This is a genomic window from Clostridium cadaveris, from assembly GCF_020911725.1.
GTDB classification, from domain to species: domain Bacteria; phylum Bacillota; class Clostridia; order Clostridiales; family Clostridiaceae; genus Clostridium_X; species Clostridium_X cadaveris.
The window spans coordinates 1,136,671-1,154,758 of record NZ_CP076620.1 but is presented as its reverse complement, the minus strand read 5'-3'; the positions used below and the strand labels follow the sequence as shown (position 1 = coordinate 1,154,758).

Below are 18,088 nucleotides of genomic sequence, written 5' to 3'. Positions count from 1 at the left end.
TTCTATATTATTTTAAGATTATCTAACAAGATATCCTCCATCTACTGGAATAATTGCACCATTTATATAATCAGATGCATCAGATGCAAGCCATACCACTGGCCCCTTCATATCTTCTGGAGTACCCCAAGTCTTATTTGGAATACGGTTTGTTATTGATTCATATCTTGGATTGCTTGGATCTAATAGGGCTGTATTCATTTCTGTAGCCATATATCCTGGAGCCAAAGCATTAACATTAATGCCTTTTTCCGCCCATTCATTGCATAATGCTTTTGTAAGCTGAACTACTGCTCCTTTACTTGCTGCATATGCTGGAACTGTATATCCTCCAAAGAATGAAAGCATAGAAGCTATATTTATGATTTTTCCTCTGCTTTTTTGTTTAATAAAAGTACGGCCTGCTAATTGACACATAGCAAATACACTTCTTGTATTAATGTTCATAACAAAATCCCAGTCCTCCATTGGAAACTCTTCGCTTTTATGTCTTCTTTGTACTCCCGCACCATTTACAATAATGTCTAAATGTCCTCCTAAAGCTTCTACTGCTTTATTAAATGAATCTTCTCTTGTTTCATCATTTCCAAGATTACCTACAACTGCATGACACTTGAATCCCTTGCTTACAAAATCTTTTGCAACATCAACTGCTTTAGGGTTTATATCCATGATGCACACCTCTGCACCTGCTTCCATTAATCCTTCAGCCATACCGCAGCTAAGTCCTTGAGCTGCACCAGTTACAATTGCTTTCTTTCCTGTTAAATTATTTAAATTCATAATCACTCTCACCTTTCACTATTTCTTAATATCAAATGCAGGATCATTTATTGCTAAATCATATCTTCTACTCTTTTGACTAAATGAAGCCAATACCCATAGATAAGCATTCCTGCTACCTGGACTCGCAACTGTTGGATGATATCCACACGGAGCCTGAACCATAGTTCCTGATTGAACTGTATGGGTTACTATATCTTCTACTTCTCCACTCTTTAAATAACTTATATGAAATCCAAACTTTGGTGCTGGCATATCAAAATAGCAATAGACTTCTTCAAGATCTTTCTCATGCTGATGTGGAGGCCAACTAGTCCAAGCACCTTCTCCTGACCATGTAAGACCACAAATAAGCTTTGATGCTTTATCCTGAGGAGCTAGCGTGAACATAACTTCACGCTGCCCAACCCCTTCCCCATGAATTTGATGTATATCTCCAATAGGAAGTGTAATATCAAATTTTCTAAAAATAGGTTTCCCTATGCCTTCATATTTAGCTGCTGCAATATAGAAAATACATTCTTCTATTGCAGTAATCATAAGAATATCATTACCCGGAATATAACAAGAATCAAACTTATCCATTTCTTGATTTAAAATACTATGTCCACTTAATTTCGCTTTTCCATTCAATAAAACCGGATGCATTTCAAGTTCATTTGATTCTAACTTATATGTTTCTCCTTTTGAAAGATTCAAACGAAAAATCTGTGCTTCTTTACATTCACATTTATCTGGTGTTATTACTCTATGAAACCCTGGCTTCTCTGAAGATTGAACAGCCCAATTCTCCATTCTTTCTTTGTTTTTTTGATTTATCATTCTTCCTATTCTCCTATATATTATTTCTATTTTCAAAACTCAACTTATAATTTTTAATTTTATTTAATTAATCTTTTTTTATTATCTACTTAACCAAAAGCATACTTAATGCTGGGAAAAATACTACTGCTAAAAACACTACTACATAACCTACAAAGAAAGCCAACTGACCTTTAGCAATTTCGCCCATTTTAAGTTTTGTTACTGACGCTGCTGAAAAAATATTTACAGCTACCGGAGGTGTCATAGTACCTATTACGTTTGAAAGGCAAACTATCATTCCAAAATGAATTGGATCTACTCCAAGGCTCTTTGCAACTGGCCAAAGGATTGGAACCATAAGTACACATGTTGCTATACCTTCTAAAAAAGTACCAAAAATCAGTAGTACAATTGCAACAACAAAACAGAATAATGTCTTGCTTAAGTTTAGTCCAACTATAAAGTGTACTAGCTCTCCTGAAATTCCAGAGTAAGCAAAAATCCATGAAAATGCAGTTGATGTCGCTATTATGAAGAGAATCATTGCTGACCCTTTAGCTGAATCTAAAAATATAGGAATAAGATCTTTTATATTAACTTCCTTGTATATAAACATACCTGCAACTAGTGCCCATACAACAGCAACTGCTGCTGATTCAGTTGGTGTTAAAAGTCCTGAATATATACCTCCCAAGATGATTACTGGTAGTAATATAGCTGGTATAGCTTTTACAAAAGTTTCTCCAAATTCTTTAAGTGTAGGTCTCTTTTCTGCTTTTGGCCATTTTTCCTTATTTGCAAGAACTAGAACTACTAGCATTAAAGTTAACATTATAACTATGCCTATAAACATCCCTGAAGTAAACATGCTACCTATAGATGCTCCCGTTATTGTGGCATATACAACCATTATTATGCTAGGAGGAATAATAGGTCCAAGCCCTCCTGAAACAACTAATAATCCTGCTGTACGATCCTTTGGATATCCCATCTTTACCATTTCAGGATAAAGCATTGAACCAATTGCTATAACAGTAGCAGGAGCCGAACCTGAAAGCGCAGCAAAGAATGCACTTGATAAAACAAGAGCAAGAGCCATACCTCCTCTTATACCTCCAACTATGCTATTTGCAAAGTCTACAAGTCTTTTTGATATTCCACCTTTGGTCATAAGATTTCCAGCAAGAATAAAAAATGGTATTGCCATAATAGATGTAGACTCTAATCCTCCAAAAATTCTTTGTGCAATAATACCAGTTGTAACTGTAAAGTCTGGGCTAAATACTATGGTTGTCCACACTGAAGCCCCAAGTGCAAATGCTATAGGCACTCCTATAACTAGAAATAATGCCATAGATCCGAATAATAATAATGCTGCTGTCATTATTTTTGCACCTCCATATCTATAGATTTTCCTTTAAACATATTTACTATCATTTCAAATGTTGTTACAGCTTGAACTAAAACGATCATAACAAAGCTTATGACAAGAGCTGCATAAGGAACCGCCATGGGTAATCCAAGTGCTGCTGAAGTTTGTCCTGTTTCTATTTGTTTTCCTACCATTTTAATCGCTGATATTAATATAGTAGACGAGAATATTAAAACTACAACTTTAGCAAAAACCTCTACTATTTGTTTTGTTTTTCCCTTTAATTTATCTACAAGAGCTGTTACAGCTATTTGGGTTCCATCTCTTAATCCTAGTTCCGTTCCTATAAGAGCCATATAAATCATACAATAAGTAGATGCTTCATCAAACCAAGAAATCGGAAGTTTAAAAATATTACGATTTACAACTTGTGCAAAAGAGCACATAACCATTGTTGCAAAAGTAGCAACCATAATTACATTTTCTATATTAGTTAATGCTTTTATAAATTTTTTCACTATTAATCCCCCCTATGGATTTTCTGAGATAGCCTTATCTACTGCAGCCTGCCATTCTGGATTAAATGTAAATCCTTTTTCTTTTGCAGACTTCTGATAACATTCCTTAAAAACTTTTGTATCGATTTCATTGAATTCTACACCTTTTTCTTTAAGCTGCTTTATAGCATCTTCATTTGCTTCATCAAGGAATCTTCTCTGCTCAACGTATCCTTCTTTGCAGCCCTCTATAAATTCATCTCTTAAATCTTCAGGAATTTTATTCCAAGCCTTATCAGACATCAAAACTGGAATATATGTAAATGCATGATGTGTAAATGTGACATGTTTCGTAACTTCATAATATCCATTTGATAAACAATTGCTTACAGCATTTTCACAAGCATCTATAGTACCTTGTTGAAGTGCTGTAAAGACCTCATTGTACGCCATAGCTGTTGGCATAGCTCCAAATGACTGAAATGCTGCCATATGATATTTATTTTGCATTGTACGAATCTTTACACCTTTAAAATCGTCTACATTTTCAATTGGTTTCTTTGCAAATGTATCTCTAAATCCTGATTCTAAATATCCTATAACATGAACCCCCAACTTTTCCTCTGCAGCCTTATCAATTAAATCTCCTAACTCTCCATCCACAGCAGCATGAGCTTGATCTTTATTGGTCCATAAATAAGCTTGGTCTAATATATCCATCTCCGGAATCCAGTTAGTTAAAACAGAGTTAGCAGCAGATGCAATGTCTAAATCACCTTGCATAGCTAGCTCTACAGAACCACGTTCATCTCCTAATGCTCCTCCAGTTACAACAACGATTTCAACTTTTCCATCTGTTTTCTCGAATACTTTATCAGCCATAGCTTTTGCTCCTTTGTAAATCGGAGATGTTTCTCCATCTACAATAGCCATACGAAATACTACTTTGTCACTTTTACCACTGGTCGATACTCCACAACCAACAGCAGTAAACATCATCATTACAGAAACAGCTAAAGCAAAGATACGTTTACCTGTTTTTTTTAATATTTGCATATTGTTTCCTCCTTAACAAAACATCGTATTACTTTTATAAAAATCATATGATTTATTTTATACTTATAATTTACCATATTCACGTTTTTTGTCAATACCTTTAGCAATTTTATGACGAAAAATATACTTTAAACGTTTTATTTGCATTTCAAACATCTTTATAATACAATATTCATATGATGTATATATGATTATATGCTTTAAAAAGTGTTTTATTTCCAAAAGTCATATGATGTATTTCAATTAAAATTATATGCTTTATCGAAAATCCCATTTAATACATCATAAATAATCAACATCAAAAATTACTAGCAGGAGGTGTTTTATGGATAAAGAAAATTGTTTCTATTGTACAAAAGACCTTAGACTTGTAAGTTTAATGACAAAAATTTGCACCATTGAGTGTGCAGATATATATCTTTTTAAGGATCAAAAATATCCTGGGCGTTGCGTCGTCGCTTTAGACGAGCATTACGAAGAGATATTTAGCATTCCTATGGATAAACTTAATATTTATATGAGTGTTGTATCCAAAGTTGCAAAAGCGCTCTATAATTTGTTCAATGCAGATAAAATTAATTATGCTGTATACGGCGACTTAGTATCTCATTTCCATGTACATATAGTTCCAAAGAAAAAGGACAACTTCGATTGGGGTAGTCCTTTTACAGATACGGATTTTAAAGTATATCTTGATGACAGTGAGTTTTCTAAGAGAATTGAATTAATAAGAAATGCACTTAATTAAAAAAAGACTTAGGTTTTAGCGTCACTCTATAAACCTAAGTCTTTTTTATATAAATCCTAAATATACTTAATTCTCTTTTTTATTTCCCATAACTTCCTTGCGACTAGTATTCAAATGCGTAATCATTGCATACTTAGCCCCATTACTATCTTTTCTTTCAATAGCTCTAACAATTGAGCGATGTTCAATTATAGTCATTTTTTTATATTGATCCTTTGTCCATGTGATATTCAGTTCTACTGAAGAATTAATCACTGGAATTAGCTTATTTACTACTTTATTTGCGCTACATTCAGCGATTCTCTGATGAAATAAAGCATCAGCTTCTTGATACTCCTCATCATTTATAATTAGCTTTTCAACTATATCACATTGTTTAATCAATCGTTCTAGTTGTCTAGGGCTAGCATTTAATGCAGCCATAGCTGCAATTTCTGGCTCTATAATTAATCTTACATCAAGAACATCAAGCATCAATGACCCATCGTTTTTTATAAATGTCAATCCAAGAGGATCTTCTGGAATACCATTTTTAGATGATACAAAAGTACCTGCACCTTGACGTACCTCTAAAATATTACGTGATACCAATATTTTAATAGCTTCACGTACAGTACCACGTCCCACACTCAAGTCCTGAGCTAATTCATATTCATTCTTAAGACGATCCCCCGGTTCCATATGGTTATCTTTGATAAGTTGTATAATTTCATCAGCGATAACCTTTGTAAGCGGCTTATCATTTCTACCCATTTAATGATTCCCTTCCTTAAAAATTTAACTTTACCTCTAATCCCATAATGAATTTATTATATAATATCTATCAATCAATTACAACATTATGAAGTTTTATTAAATCTATACATAAAAAGACACCTCAATTATCATCAAAGCGTCCCAAAACCATTTACTTATCTTTTATTGCATTATATAGCAAAAATACTGAGTTTATAATAAGAACTATAGCTATCCAAACTGTTATGTTCATTATAATTCTCCCCCTCTGTCAATAAACATTTCGTTTTACTTGTAATGTCGTTGAGACATCCCCTTACATCTCATAATATTATACATAATTACATTACAGGAAATTACTTCAAAAGTCAATATATCTAATACTTATTCAGTATAATGAATAAAATCTCTCTTTATTCAAACAATAAATTTATATAAGATTACATTTATATTAAAAGGAGAGATAGTATGAAAAAATTTGTTTGTACAGTATGTGGTTATATACATGAAGGAGATACTCCTCCAGAAATCTGTCCTATATGCAAAGTTGGAGCAGATAAGTTTGAGGAAATAAAAGAAGATGTTATTTGGGCAGATGAGCATAGAATCGGGATTTCCAAAGATCTTGATTCCGAAATATTAGAAGGATTAAGAGCTAACTTTATGGGTGAATGCACAGAGGTTGGCATGTATTTAGCTATGGCTCGTCAAGCTGACAGAGAAGGATATCCTGAAGTTGGTGAAGCTTACACTCGAATTGCTTATGAAGAAGCAGAACACGCTTCTAAATTTGCAGAAATCCTTGGAGAAGTGGTAGTAGCCGATACTAAATCCAATTTATCAGCAAGAGTTGAGGCAGAATATGGTGCCTGTGCAGGTAAAAAACAATTAGCTTCTCTAGCTAAGAAAAACAATTTAGACGCCATTCATGATACAGTTCATGAAATGTGCAAAGATGAAGCAAGGCACGGAAGAGCCTTTAAAGGTCTATTAGACAGATATTTTTCTAAATAACAATTAGGAGGAGAAAACATGAATAAAATAAACTGTGATGTATCTATATGTTCCCATAATAACAAAGGAGTTTGTTATTCAAATCGTGTAAACATAGGAGGTAAAGGTTCAGAAAGTTCATGTGACACATGTTGCGGTTCTTTCTTGAATAAAGATACTTATTCTAATTTAACTAATAATACAAATTCAACCGGCTGCTGTGATGCTTTAATATGTGAAGCTGAAAACTGCATTTACAATGAAAATAAATTATGCAGCGCTGATTACATTTCTGTTTCAGGAAATAATGCAACTATATATACAGAAACATCATGCAAGACTTTTAAGTCAAGATAGGAGACAAATATGAGTAACGATAAAATAATATGTATATGCAATCAAGTAGATGAAGATACAATAATAAATGCTATAAAAGAAGGAGCTACTACAGTAGATGCTGTTAGAGAAAAAACAGGGGCTACTGGTGGAGCCTGTCATGGAGCTAGGTGTAAAAAAAAGGTTGAAGCATTAATAGAAAAATATAAATAGGATTTTTTAACAGCTTATAACTTTATTTTACTTATAAAAAAAGGGGCTGTAAAATAAGTCCTTAATTAAGAATCGCCAGTTCCGGCAAATGCCGGTTCTGGCGATTCTTAGTTTTAAAAGTTATTATTTATGGTAATTATTGATTTTCCAGTAAAAAAATGTGCACTTAATAAGGCTGTGTGTATAACTCTTTGATTTTACGCAGCCAGCCCTTTTCTATGCTTTTTATTATGATATTTGTAAAGGTTAAAACCGCAAGAAATCAACGTAAGTTCAAGAATTACGTTTTTCTCGCCTCTTCGGAATAGTCTTTTGTAAGACTTATCCCATTTTAAAACACCAAACGTTCCTTCTGCCTGTATGCTGCGATTCATTCTTAAAAGTGCTCCGTGTATGGATTCAAGGTTTGAAATCACCTCTTTATGAATAGAGGTTAGTTCCTGATTCATGTGGATTGTCCTGTTATGAGATGCTTTAGGACAACAATCACTTTTATACTGGCATCCTTCACAGGTTTCACATTCATAGATTTCTTCCGTTCTTCCATATTTGTTTTTGTAAACATGTCGCCTGCTTTTAAAGTAAAATTTCCTCCCGTTTGGACATATCAGATTTCCGGATTCATCCTGCTTAAAGTTTACTGCTCGATAGGGGTTTTCATGATACTTTTTATCTGTTGTTTCTTTTTTAAACATGGTGAATTTCATATATTTTTCCATCCCATGCTCTTCACAATAAAGATAGTTATTGTAAGAACCATACCCTGCATCTGCAACTGGATATTTGGGGTAATGCCCGTAGGATTTATTGAACTTCTCCAGTAAAGGAACAAAGCATTCCATGTCTGATGCGTATGGTTTTACATCAACTGCCGCAATGTATTCATCGCAGACAGCGGTCTGAAGATTATATGCTGGAAGCAGCTGATCATTTCCCATGTAATCCCGTTTTAACCGCATAAAAGTGGCATCATGATCCGTTTAGGTTTATTACTTTCCTGTACATTTCCAGCAATTCAGAAACATAATCGATGGCATACTCTTCCCGCTTTTCAAGTTTCACATTTAAATAGCCTAAAACTTCCTGGTTCATGGCATCGATTAGCGTGGATATCTTTTCAAAAACTTTTCCCCGGTTTTTTGTACATGACTTTTTCCATACCCAAGTATAGCGGTTCGCGTTAGCTTCTATTTTAGTACCATCGATATAGGTATGCTGCAAGTCAACATGGTCTTTTTCAAAAATATAAGTATTCATATCTAAAAAAATTTGTTCTATGGAATCAGTAAGTTCCTTTCGGATCATGTTGCCGAAAGTGGCAAATGAAGGTGCCTTCATTCCATCAAGAAGATACATATACCGGATATCATTTCTGCAGAGTTTTTCAATGTACCGCAGAGAACATATTCCGTGTTCCATAAAGGCAAAGAGTATCACCTTGAGGAGCTTCTGTTCATCACATCTTGGACGACCTGTTTTGCAACCCTTCTCTACAAAATATCTTGATAGGTCGATGTGATCCATAACCTCACAAAAAGTGTATACCGGATCAGAAATATCAATTAATTTTTCCATTTCCAATGGTAATTTCAACTGACGTAGAGTATAATTATTATTGGTTTTATTAGTTAGTGGCATAATTAATTATACCAAAAAATCGCTGGAGTCTCACGACCTCAGCGATTTTTCTTTTAGGGGAGTTTTTTTACAGCCCCAAAATTTAATTTCCCTCCGTCAAGTCTTGGATCTACAAAAGTATTAAGTCCTACTTTAGATGTAGTTCCTGGTTTTCCCGTAGCATATATTAATGTCAAGTTATTTGGGATTCCATATTTTCTAAACTCACAATTTTAGATTTCATTTTACTCTCTTCCAATAAATACTATAATATTTTACTTTATAAAATTTATAATTTAATTACTTCTTGTCCCTATCTAGAAAATATAATAAAACTTCTGTTCTTTCCTTTTGCTTACTTTCGATATCTTCTTTTGTCCATTTATAAAAACCTTCTCCCGACTTTGTTCCAAGCTTGCTTTCCTTAACTTTTTCATTTAAAAGTGCTGATGGTTCTGTATAATTGCACAAGTCTTTAAACAAATACGAAGAAATATTATTAAATATATCTAATCCTCCTAAATCTGCACTACATAAAGGTCCTGTAACTGAAAGCCTTCTGCCATGTCCATATTCCATAGCCTTATCCACTTCTTCCGGTTTTGCCCACCCCTGCTCTACTATATACATCGCTTCTCTAAGAAGGGCAAGTTGCAATCTATTACCTATGAAGCCTAAGCATTCCTTTTCCATCTTAACTGATTTTTTTCCTATGAAATCAATCCATTCCGATGTTATATCCACAGTTTCCTTACTTGTTTTTTCCCCTGGCACTACCTCTACTAGTGGTATTAATTGAGGTGGGTTCCAAAAATGTGCTATTACTACTCTCTCAGGATGTGTAGTAACATTTGCAATTTCGCTTGGACTAAGTCCTGATGTATTACTTGCCAGTATAACTTCTGGTGTACACAAGGAATCTAATTTTCTAAAGATATCTTGTTTAAGCTCTAAATTTTCTGCTACAGATTCAATTATAAAATCTGCCCCATCAGCTGCTTCTTCAAGAGTTTTAACACCTCTAATTCTGCTTATTATATCCTGGCACTCCATTTCACTAAAAGTACCTTGAATAGTTAGCCTGTTTAAACTTGATATTATACTGCTCATTCCTCTATCTAAGCTCTCATCACTTCTTCCATACATCTTTACATTTAGTCCTGCTTTAGCTGATAACAATGCTATTCCATGCCCCATAGTTCCAGTTCCTAAAACTGCTATGTTTCTTATGTTCATAGTCATCACTTAACCTTTCTTTAAAATATCTATATTAGTATCAAAAATGCTCAAAATATTATTACTCCTGTTATTAATAAGTCTACTATACATAATCCCATGATATACCTAGCATTTAACCCCTTAATTTTAATCTAAAGCTTAGGATCTAGCCCATTAAATCTTTTCTTTGATATCATTTACATCAAGTTTCGTGCCAACTTTATTTTTTCAAAAAGCTTCATTATATTGAATTTTACAAATGTATACTTCTGGATTATAACATTCAATGAATTCTTTATAGAACTTGCTCATCATTTGAATAATTCCATATTTATCAACGACAACTACACATTCTTTATAGGAAATATTATTATATACTGTAATAATATACTAAATTTATAAATAATAAAAGCACTCACTATTAAAATAATTAATGACTTCCCCTAACTACAGTAAATCCATTGTTTTTTAAAAAATCCTCTATATCTGAATATCTAGAGCACTCCACATCTATGCATAAAGCCATATGTACAGTGTCAACATTTAGATTATGAAGTTGATTTATCTTATAATCTAGTTCTTTATTCAAATCTTTTCCACAACCGTTACAGTGAAAAAAACCACAAAGTTTAACATCTTCATTTTTATAAATTTCAAAGGCTTTGGATTTTTCATTAAAAGCCTTGAAGCACCCAACTCCAGCACATTCATAAGTAACTTTATTACAAACCATAATTGCTATATTCTTCAATTCATCATCTCCTAAATAAGTAAATTATAATATCTTCAATGTAAATATAACAATATAATGGTATTTGTTCAATAAATTTTATATGACAAAACAGCTTCCTGTGATGTTTAATCCCATCATAGAAAGCTGTTTTATTTTGAATCTACATATTTTTTATTTAAGCATTTTATCCATTTCATCATTTAAAACATTGTAAATAGCTTTTGCTACACCTAAATTGTCATTGCTGTCTGTTATATACTTAGCTATAGCTTTAACTTCTGGAATAGCATTTTTCATAGCAACACTCTCTTCAAATATTTCAAACATAGAATAGTCGTTAAAGCTATCTCCAAGGATCATAACTTCTTTTGAATCTATAGACATCTTTTTAGCAACTTTCTCTAATATAATTCCCTTTTGAGCATTTATATCAGTTACTTCTATATTATCCCTAAAAGATGAGGATATCGCCAAGCCAGGAATTTCACTTATAAGCATCTTCATTTTATCTATAAGCTCTATATCCTTATGAAAAGCTACAAATTTTCTAACTTCTATGCCCTCACTAAAAAATTTTTCTATATTGTCAATGTATTTAAGGCATGTAAAGAAGCCTTGTGTTTCCGCTATTTTTCTCGCCTCTTCTTCCGTAGTTCCTGGATTAAAAGTCATAGTCCTGAATACTACCTCTTGAAGAGCTTCTTCTTTTGTAGATGTTGTAAATACTCCCTTATCCGTAAAGATACGTGCAGATAATTTGTTTTCATTTAACATCTTTATTATCTTTTTTGCAGCTTCCTCATTTATATTTATTACATCTAAAATATTTCCTTCTTCATCTCTGTATTCTGCTCCATTTGAAAGTACACATTGAGCCTTTATATTATGTTTCTCGAGTATACCTTTTACACTGTCATATTCTCTTCCTGTAGATATTGCAAATATTATTCCAGCTTCCTCTGCTTTTCTGATAGCCTCTACAGTTTCTTCATCTATATCATGTTTATTATTCAATAAAGTTCCATCCATATCTGATGCTATAATTCTTATCATATGTTTCACTCCGTTTCAAAACTATTTTATTTCACTCTAATATCTTATCATATATTCATTATTATTATAAAGCATTTGCAGCACACTTTATACAGTCCTACAAATTCACTTAAAATAACTCTTATCTTATTTAACACAAAAACTGCTGATATCTTAGAGTTTCAGCAGTTTTATTTTCTATAATCTATATAAATATTTTTATAAGTATTAAAGCAAAGACTATCTGTAATGTTCCAACTAATGCCCCATACAGCATTCCTTTTGGTCCCTCTTTAATCAAGTCTCTAAATTTAACTCTCATTCCTATAGCAGCTAAAGCTATTATTTCAAACTGTACACTTGTTAGATGAGCTGCCTCTGATAATCCTTTTGGTATTAAATTTAAGCTATTTATTATGCTTAAGATGAAAAAACCTATTATATACCAAGGTATTTTAACTTTTACCTTTTTAGATTTTTCATTTTTACTGTTTTTAAATAGCTTTCCTTCCTCATTTGAGTTCACTTTTGAGAATAACATAACTACTGCTACTATAAAGATTATCCTTATAATTTTAAATATCGCAGCCATCTCAACTACATGTTCATTTATAAACTCACCAGATGCTATAACTTGTCCGACTGATTGAAGAGTTCCTCCTATTAAAGCTGAAGAATGAATTGTTTCATTATTATACATGCAGCCTGCTATAGCAGGAAGAATAAACATAAGAACTGTACCTGTTACATTGACTATAGTTACTGATAACCCCTTATCTTTTGCACTTGGATTTACTACATCTGAAACAGATGCTATGGCAGAAGATCCACATACTGCATTTCCTGCACTCATAAGAAGAGAAAACTTTCTATTGAAACCAAGTTTCCTTCCTATTATAAATGCAGTTACTATTGTAAAAGACATCTGCAATATTATAAATATTATACCTCCAATTCCAACAGATCCTATGTCAGCTAAATCTAAAGTCGCTCCCATAAGAACTATTGAGTAAGAAAGAAGTTCACGCTCTGAAAACTTACTTCCCTCGTCATATTTTTCTTTATTAAATATAGTATTACCTGCAATTATTCCTAGAAATATAGCAAAAGTTGCTGCTCCAAAACTAGGTATGAACTTTGCTAAGATTTTGCTTATTAATGCTATTATCAAACACACCATGAAGCCTGGTATTATTCTTTTTATTTTATCCATATTTCACCTCGTCGTAGTTTAAATTTACTTGTTAATTATAAATTCTCATTCATAAAAGGTAAAATACTTATTTGATAGGTTTTTAATAGGTATTTACTTATATATCTCTAATCTCCTACTCCAAAATCAGTGTTTTCAAACAGCACCTCTATTTTGTCGTTTTTTTCCAAAAATCTGTACTCCTTTTCAAACCATTTAATCAATTCTTCATCTCTTTTTATATTGGTAGTATTCTCAGTGAAAATATTTATAGTTCCGTAATCAAAGTTGTTTAATACTATATTGATATCCTTTTGTATCATTTCTTTGCTTTGCCCCTTTATTCCTACCATAAGGCAAATTGATGAAAAGTACTTTTTCACTTCTGTGTAATCCTTAAATTTTGCATTTTTATTTAAAAATATATTCCTAAAATCATTATCAAAACTTTCTACACCTATTTTGAAAACTATATCTATACCAAAAAAATCTCTCATCTCTTGAAGCCTATTTCTGTAGCACCAGTGGCTTTCTAAAAATAATTTTTTTATATTTTTTTCTTTTATTATATTTCTTATATGTTCTAAAGTCTCTTTTGGCAGTTCAAAACAGCTTCCTGAATTTATCACCTCCAAGACTCCATAAGTTCCTTTTATATTCTCTAAAACCTCTTTGTTAAGTTTATTTATTTCTGAAACATCAGTTGAATTATCATCTATATAATCGCAAAATGAGCATTTTCCCCATATACATGGTAAAGCCTTTAAAAGCACTATTTCTCTTTTATTTTTTCCTGTAATTAAATTGTATCTGTCCATATTATTTTTCTCCAACAACCATACTTTTAATATTTACTGGAAGCATTTTTATAATTGTAAATACTACACCAAAACTAACAGCTTTATCTAGCAAATCGGTAAAAATTTGAGTAGAAAAGACTGACGTAATTATACTCATTCCTGAGTTTTTAAGTATTGCAACTAAAATACTTGACCCTGAAGAAGTTACCCCTTCAAAAACAAAAGATGCAATAACTGCTGCAGCCGCAGAACCTAATACAGTAACTAATATAATTGATATTATTGATTTTACACCTTTAAATTTTTGTTCTTTAAAAAGCATTCCTGTGCTTAAACCAACTATTATTTGTACAGGCATAAAATAAAATGATATTGGATCAAAAGTTACAGCATTAAAAATTGAAGATAAACCTCCGACCATTGCCCCACTTATAGGCCCAAATAATATTGAAACTAAAATAGTTCCTATTGTATCAATGTAAATCGGAAGTTTTAATGTTAATGCAATAAATCCTCCAACTAAATTTATAGCTATTGCTAAACCCATAAATATGATTTTTTTATTATTTTTGCTATCCATAATTTTACCTCTTCTTTCTTAAATTAATTTAAACCGTATTTAATGTTATTTAGAACTTTTAATATATCTTTTTTATGCTCTGGAAATATTCTCGTCAAAAACATCTCCATAAAACCTTTTGAATCAACTTGCGTTAATACTAAACAATTAGGTTTTTGTCTGTAAAAATCACCCTCATCAACTAAAGACATTCCTATAGCCTTGCCTTCAGTTACTATATCAACGTAATATTCCATTCCACAGCACAACTGCGGATTAATAAAGTATGCCACAGCTAAAGGATCATTAATCACACATCCTAATGTTCTCTCCTGATTCCAGTGAAAATCCACATAAAATCTTGTTATTTTCACTATAAAATCCCCTAATGGTTCTTTAAACTGCTTTATCATCTCTATATAGTTTGGTGTTAAGATACATTGTCTTGTTACATCAAGCCCTACCATTGTAATTTTCCTATTTAGTTCTTTAAAAACTTTTTCTGCTCCATGAGGATCTACCCAAAAGTTAAACTCTGCTACTTGAGAGCAGTTTCCAAAACTTTTAAAAGCTCCTCCCATAAGAACCAATTCCCTTAGACATCTAATAGATTCAGCATCTTTTTCTAAACACATAGCAATATTAGTAAGCGGTCCTAATGCTATAACTGAAACATCTTGTGACTCTACAGTTTCTAAAATAAAATCTATTGCACCCTCTTTATAAAAAACTTCCTCTACCTTTGGCAGAAAACTTTCACCAAGTCCGTCACAGCCATGAGTATCTTCAGCTGTTATGAGTTCCCTTTTTAATGGCTCACAGCTTCCAAGATACACTGGTATATCTAATCTATTTAATTCTTTAAGAATCTTTAATGCATTTTCTGCCCCTTTTTTTCCATGAACATTTCCTGATGTTATTGTGATGCCCACCACTTCTAGTTCCTCTGATTTTAAAGCCAGCATTATAGCCAAAGCATCGTCAATTCCTGGGTCACAGTCTATTATCACTTTCTTTTTAATCATATTTTTAGCACTCCTCACAATGTAATCTCAAATTTTAGATACAAAAAAATACCTTGAGAACACCATCTCAAGGTAAAGCTCACTTATACTCTTATCATCATATGCTTCATTTAAGTTTCAATGTTAAAATTGACATGATAATAAAACATATAGGTAAAGAATAGTAAAAAAAGTCGCACTAAGGGTATAGTACGACTATAAAGTCTTTTTCCCTAGTTTTTTATAGAGGGATGGTTACGAACCTCTCCCACAGAATTCTGTGGACTTATTATTAAATTACAGTGCTTATTATAGCAATATTTATAGATTATATCAATATTTATTTTTTAATTTAGGTTCCACAAAAAGTTCTGTAATGACAATTTGAAGCTTTCGGTATCTTTGAGTATTCCTTATGTTCTTTTGAATGTTCATATGGTGATGAAACCACATATAAAAGCTTTTTCATAACTTCAAAATCCCCTTTATCCGCTGCTTCTATTGCTTCTTCTACTCTATGATTTCTTGGAATTACAACAGGATTTGATTTGCTCATAAGCTCATAAGCTTCCTCTTTTGTTTTAGACTGTCTTTTTAATCTTTCCTGCCACGATTTATACCAATCTTTAAATTCTTCACTTTTAAACATATCTTTCTCAATATCTTCATTAAAGGTAAGACTAAGAAACGTATTAGTATAGTCTTCTTTAAACTTCTTCATCATACTAAGCAAATTTTCAATTAAGTCCCTATCTTGAAGTTCTTCATTAAATATCCCCAGTTTAAATCTCATTATTCTCATCCATTCTTCATAGAATAGATCTGAAAATTTAGCAATTTCCTTTTCAGCAATCTTTATAGCCATATCTCTATCATCATGCAATAAAGGTAGTAAAGTCTCAGCAAATCTACATAAATTCCATTGTGCCATCACTGGCTGCTTTGAGTAAGCGTAACGTCCATTAATATCTATGGAGCTAAATACAGTATCAGGATTATAAACATCCATAAAAGCGCAAGGACCATAGTCAATAGTTTCTCCGCTTATGGTCATATTATCTGTATTCATAACACCATGTATAAAACCTACAGTCTGCCACTTAGCTACAAGGAAAGCATGAATTTTTATGATCTCCTTAAGAAAATTAATGTATTTGTTACTATCGTTCTTTATGTAATTGTAATGTCTATTAATACAATAGTCAGCTAGAGCTTTAACATCATCTAAATTTCCAAATCTAGCTGCATATTGAAATGTGCCAAACCTAACGTGGCTTGATGCTACACGAGTTAATATAGCACCTTGTTTTTCTTCTTCTCTATGTACAATTTCTCCAGTCTTAATTACAGCAAGACTTCTTGTGGTAGGAATGCCAAGACCGTTCATAGCTTCACTTATTATATATTCCCTAATCATAGGTCCCAGCACTGCCCTTCCATCTCCTCCACGTGAATATGGAGTTTTTCCTGAACCCTTTAGCTGAATATCATATCTTTCACCTGAAGGAGTTATTTGCTCTCCTATCAAGACTGCTCTGCCATCACCTAACATTGTAAAATATCCAAACTGATGTCCAGCATAAGCCTCAGCTATATAGGCTCCATCCTTCGCTTCCTTGCTGCCTGATAATATATATACACCTTTCTCACTTTCAAGAGCATCACTATTTAATCCTAGTGATTTCGATAAATTTTTATTGAAAATAACCATCTCTGGACAACATACTGGATTTAAATCAATTTTGCTATAAAATATCTTTGGCAGAGCAATATAGCTGTTATCAAAGTTCCATCCCATTTCTTTTATCTTAATCATATATTTCCTCCTTTTTAATTATCTTCTTCATGTATACGAGAAATACACCACTTTTCATCATGACTTTTTAATTCTAGTTCCACTTTATTTTTTCCAAATACCCCCTTCGAATCATTCAATGTAAATTCCACCGTAACTAAATATGTATCATTATTTATTTTTTTAGTATCTAAAGTCTTATATTCTGTTACCCATGGACTAGAAACTCCTGTCACCCATGCATAATTTTTGTCTGTTTCCATTTTATCAGTAAAATCTTTTTTTAAAATGCTACACATAACGGAATACTGCAAAGGACCACTTCTTTGTTCTACCCCTTCACAATATAAGTTTACTGCTTCCTCAATTGAAGATGCACCAAAATTATCTAATGCTTCTCTAAATAGCTTATTTTTTTCTTCTAATTGGTTTATATATACCTCCGAATCATTAATATTGTCCTTAGCCTGTACTATATTAATTTTAATAAATATAGTTAAAATTAATATTAGTATAGTTAAAACTTTTTTACAGTATAAACCTTTTTTCATTTATTATCACTCCTTACTTTCATGATTTCTATGTATATAATTTTAGTATG

General features: G+C 32.2%; 20 protein-coding genes, 2 pseudogenes and 1 riboswitch. Of the genes and pseudogenes, 4 read left to right on the top strand and 18 right to left on the bottom strand.

Going from position 1 to position 18,088, the window contains the following annotated elements; translation table 11 throughout:
• Positions 1-18: 18 nt before the first annotated feature.
• From KQH81_RS05320 to KQH81_RS05300, 5 genes are all read right to left on the bottom strand, one after another.
• On the bottom strand, positions 19-783 hold the full coding sequence (locus KQH81_RS05320) for an SDR family oxidoreductase (protein WP_230029045.1): 765 nt from the start codon (positions 781-783) through the stop codon (positions 19-21).
• An 18-nt stretch (positions 784-801) separates the two neighbouring features.
• The gene (locus KQH81_RS05315; RefSeq protein ID WP_027638877.1) at positions 802-1,605 is read right to left on the bottom strand and encodes a 5-deoxy-glucuronate isomerase; all 804 of its coding nucleotides are present in this window, start codon (positions 1,603-1,605) and stop codon (positions 802-804) included.
• A gap of 85 nt (positions 1,606-1,690) precedes the next feature.
• A complete protein-coding gene (locus KQH81_RS05310) occupies positions 1,691-2,971 on the bottom strand; it encodes a TRAP transporter large permease (protein WP_027638878.1) in 1,281 nt (426 codons plus the stop codon).
• Entirely contained in the window at positions 2,971-3,477 is a 507-nt protein-coding gene (locus KQH81_RS05305; RefSeq protein ID WP_230029044.1) for a TRAP transporter small permease, read from the bottom strand. Before KQH81_RS05305 ends, KQH81_RS05310 begins: the two co-directional genes overlap by 1 nt.
• A 12-nt stretch (positions 3,478-3,489) precedes the next feature.
• Positions 3,490-4,512: a TRAP transporter substrate-binding protein gene (locus KQH81_RS05300; RefSeq protein ID WP_168972237.1), complete on the bottom strand. Its 1,023-nt coding sequence runs from the start codon at positions 4,510-4,512 to the stop codon at positions 3,490-3,492.
• A 325-nt stretch (positions 4,513-4,837) separates the two neighbouring features.
• Here KQH81_RS05300 and KQH81_RS05295 point away from each other — a divergent pair, with 325 nt between their 5' ends.
• On the top strand, positions 4,838-5,260 hold the full coding sequence (locus KQH81_RS05295; protein ID WP_230029043.1) for an HIT family protein: 423 nt from the start codon (positions 4,838-4,840) through the stop codon (positions 5,258-5,260).
• A 66-nt stretch (positions 5,261-5,326) separates the two neighbouring features.
• Here the strand turns inward: KQH81_RS05295 and KQH81_RS05290 are convergent, their stop codons facing one another.
• A complete protein-coding gene (locus KQH81_RS05290) occupies positions 5,327-6,013 on the bottom strand; it encodes a FadR/GntR family transcriptional regulator (protein ID WP_027638882.1) in 687 nt (228 codons plus the stop codon).
• Between the two features lie 450 nt (positions 6,014-6,463).
• Between KQH81_RS05290 and KQH81_RS05285 the strand changes: the two genes are divergently transcribed.
• From KQH81_RS05285 to KQH81_RS05275, 3 genes are read left to right on the top strand one after another with little or no spacing between them, the layout of a single operon-like run.
• Positions 6,464-7,009, top strand: a complete 546-nt coding sequence (locus KQH81_RS05285; protein ID WP_027638883.1) for an NADH peroxidase — start codon at positions 6,464-6,466, stop codon at positions 7,007-7,009.
• Positions 7,010-7,027: 18 nt separating this feature from the next.
• On the top strand, positions 7,028-7,345 hold the full coding sequence (locus tag KQH81_RS05280; RefSeq protein ID WP_027638884.1) for a DUF1540 domain-containing protein: 318 nt from the start codon (positions 7,028-7,030) through the stop codon (positions 7,343-7,345).
• Positions 7,346-7,354: 9 nt separating this feature from the next.
• Entirely contained in the window at positions 7,355-7,537 is a 183-nt protein-coding gene (locus tag KQH81_RS05275; RefSeq protein WP_027638885.1) for a (2Fe-2S)-binding protein, read from the top strand.
• A 197-nt stretch (positions 7,538-7,734) separates the two neighbouring features.
• Here KQH81_RS05275 and KQH81_RS05270 read toward each other — a convergent pair.
• From KQH81_RS05270 to KQH81_RS05220, 12 genes and pseudogenes are all read right to left on the bottom strand, one after another.
• A pseudogene (locus tag KQH81_RS05270) lies at positions 7,735-8,746 on the bottom strand (transposase); the annotation flags it as partial.
• A 63-nt stretch (positions 8,747-8,809) separates the two neighbouring features.
• Positions 8,810-9,061, bottom strand: a pseudogene (locus tag KQH81_RS17830) (transposase); the annotation flags it as partial.
• Between the two features lie 167 nt (positions 9,062-9,228).
• The gene (locus KQH81_RS17600) at positions 9,229-9,351 is read right to left on the bottom strand and encodes a hypothetical protein (RefSeq protein WP_267890559.1); all 123 of its coding nucleotides are present in this window, start codon (positions 9,349-9,351) and stop codon (positions 9,229-9,231) included.
• Positions 9,352-9,454: 103 nt separating this feature from the next.
• Entirely contained in the window at positions 9,455-10,390 is a 936-nt protein-coding gene (locus KQH81_RS05260; protein ID WP_027638886.1) for a 3-hydroxyacyl-CoA dehydrogenase family protein, read from the bottom strand.
• Positions 10,391-10,802: 412 nt separating this feature from the next.
• On the bottom strand, positions 10,803-11,123 hold the full coding sequence (locus KQH81_RS05255) for a CGGC domain-containing protein (RefSeq protein ID WP_230029039.1): 321 nt from the start codon (positions 11,121-11,123) through the stop codon (positions 10,803-10,805).
• A gap of 153 nt (positions 11,124-11,276) precedes the next feature.
• Complete coding sequence (locus tag KQH81_RS05250; protein ID WP_168972236.1) at positions 11,277-12,158, bottom strand: Cof-type HAD-IIB family hydrolase; 882 nt, start codon at positions 12,156-12,158, stop codon at positions 11,277-11,279.
• A 184-nt stretch (positions 12,159-12,342) separates the two neighbouring features.
• Positions 12,343-13,350 (bottom strand): YeiH family protein, encoded by a 1,008-nt coding sequence (locus tag KQH81_RS05245; RefSeq protein ID WP_027638889.1) that lies wholly within the window; start codon positions 13,348-13,350, stop codon positions 12,343-12,345.
• Positions 13,351-13,457: 107 nt separating this feature from the next.
• The gene (locus KQH81_RS05240) at positions 13,458-14,147 is read right to left on the bottom strand and encodes a radical SAM protein (RefSeq protein ID WP_027638890.1); all 690 of its coding nucleotides are present in this window, start codon (positions 14,145-14,147) and stop codon (positions 13,458-13,460) included.
• A gap of 1 nt (position 14,148) precedes the next feature.
• On the bottom strand, positions 14,149-14,709 hold the full coding sequence (locus KQH81_RS05235; RefSeq protein WP_074845806.1) for an ECF transporter S component: 561 nt from the start codon (positions 14,707-14,709) through the stop codon (positions 14,149-14,151).
• A 23-nt stretch (positions 14,710-14,732) separates the two neighbouring features.
• Positions 14,733-15,713, bottom strand: coding sequence for a nucleoside hydrolase (locus KQH81_RS05230; protein ID WP_027638892.1), 981 nt, complete (start codon positions 15,711-15,713; stop codon positions 14,733-14,735).
• 206 nt (positions 15,714-15,919) lie between these two features.
• Positions 15,920-15,964, bottom strand: a riboswitch (PreQ1 riboswitch).
• 80 nt (positions 15,965-16,044) lie between these two features.
• Positions 16,045-17,508 carry a protein adenylyltransferase SelO gene (locus KQH81_RS05225; protein WP_230029038.1) on the bottom strand — a complete coding sequence of 488 codons (1,464 nt, stop codon included), beginning with the start codon at positions 17,506-17,508 and terminating at the stop codon, positions 16,045-16,047.
• Positions 17,509-17,522: 14 nt separating this feature from the next.
• The gene (locus tag KQH81_RS05220; RefSeq protein ID WP_027638894.1) at positions 17,523-18,038 is read right to left on the bottom strand and encodes a hypothetical protein; all 516 of its coding nucleotides are present in this window, start codon (positions 18,036-18,038) and stop codon (positions 17,523-17,525) included.
• Between the last annotated feature and the right edge of the window lie 50 nt (positions 18,039-18,088).

Bases quoted from the DNA above. Each gene is read 5' to 3' on its own strand.
- KQH81_RS05245 (WP_027638889.1), bottom strand. From the start codon at position 13,350: ATGGATAAAATAAAAAGAATAATACCAGGCTTCATGGTGTGTTTGATA.
- KQH81_RS05225 (WP_230029038.1), bottom strand. From the start codon at position 17,508: ATGATTAAGATAAAAGAAATGGGATGGAACTTTGATAACAGCTATATT.
- KQH81_RS05295 (WP_230029043.1), top strand. From the start codon at position 4,838: ATGGATAAAGAAAATTGTTTCTATTGTACAAAAGACCTTAGACTTGTA.
- KQH81_RS05280 (WP_027638884.1), top strand. From the start codon at position 7,028: ATGAATAAAATAAACTGTGATGTATCTATATGTTCCCATAATAACAAA.
- KQH81_RS05250 (WP_168972236.1), bottom strand. From the start codon at position 12,158: ATGATAAGAATTATAGCATCAGATATGGATGGAACTTTATTGAATAAT.
- KQH81_RS05320 (WP_230029045.1), bottom strand. From the start codon at position 783: ATGAATTTAAATAATTTAACAGGAAAGAAAGCAATTGTAACTGGTGCA.
- KQH81_RS05260 (WP_027638886.1), bottom strand. From the start codon at position 10,390: ATGAACATAAGAAACATAGCAGTTTTAGGAACTGGAACTATGGGGCAT.
- KQH81_RS05235 (WP_074845806.1), bottom strand. From the start codon at position 14,709: ATGGATAGCAAAAATAATAAAAAAATCATATTTATGGGTTTAGCAATA.
- KQH81_RS05310 (WP_027638878.1), bottom strand. From the start codon at position 2,971: ATGACAGCAGCATTATTATTATTCGGATCTATGGCATTATTTCTAGTT.
- KQH81_RS05240 (WP_027638890.1), bottom strand. From the start codon at position 14,147: ATGGACAGATACAATTTAATTACAGGAAAAAATAAAAGAGAAATAGTG.
- KQH81_RS05230 (WP_027638892.1), bottom strand. From the start codon at position 15,713: ATGATTAAAAAGAAAGTGATAATAGACTGTGACCCAGGAATTGACGAT.
- KQH81_RS05290 (WP_027638882.1), bottom strand. From the start codon at position 6,013: ATGGGTAGAAATGATAAGCCGCTTACAAAGGTTATCGCTGATGAAATT.
- KQH81_RS05285 (WP_027638883.1), top strand. From the start codon at position 6,464: ATGAAAAAATTTGTTTGTACAGTATGTGGTTATATACATGAAGGAGAT.
- KQH81_RS05220 (WP_027638894.1), bottom strand. From the start codon at position 18,038: ATGAAAAAAGGTTTATACTGTAAAAAAGTTTTAACTATACTAATATTA.
- KQH81_RS05315 (WP_027638877.1), bottom strand. From the start codon at position 1,605: ATGATAAATCAAAAAAACAAAGAAAGAATGGAGAATTGGGCTGTTCAA.
- KQH81_RS05275 (WP_027638885.1), top strand. From the start codon at position 7,355: ATGAGTAACGATAAAATAATATGTATATGCAATCAAGTAGATGAAGAT.
- KQH81_RS05300 (WP_168972237.1), bottom strand. From the start codon at position 4,512: ATGCAAATATTAAAAAAAACAGGTAAACGTATCTTTGCTTTAGCTGTT.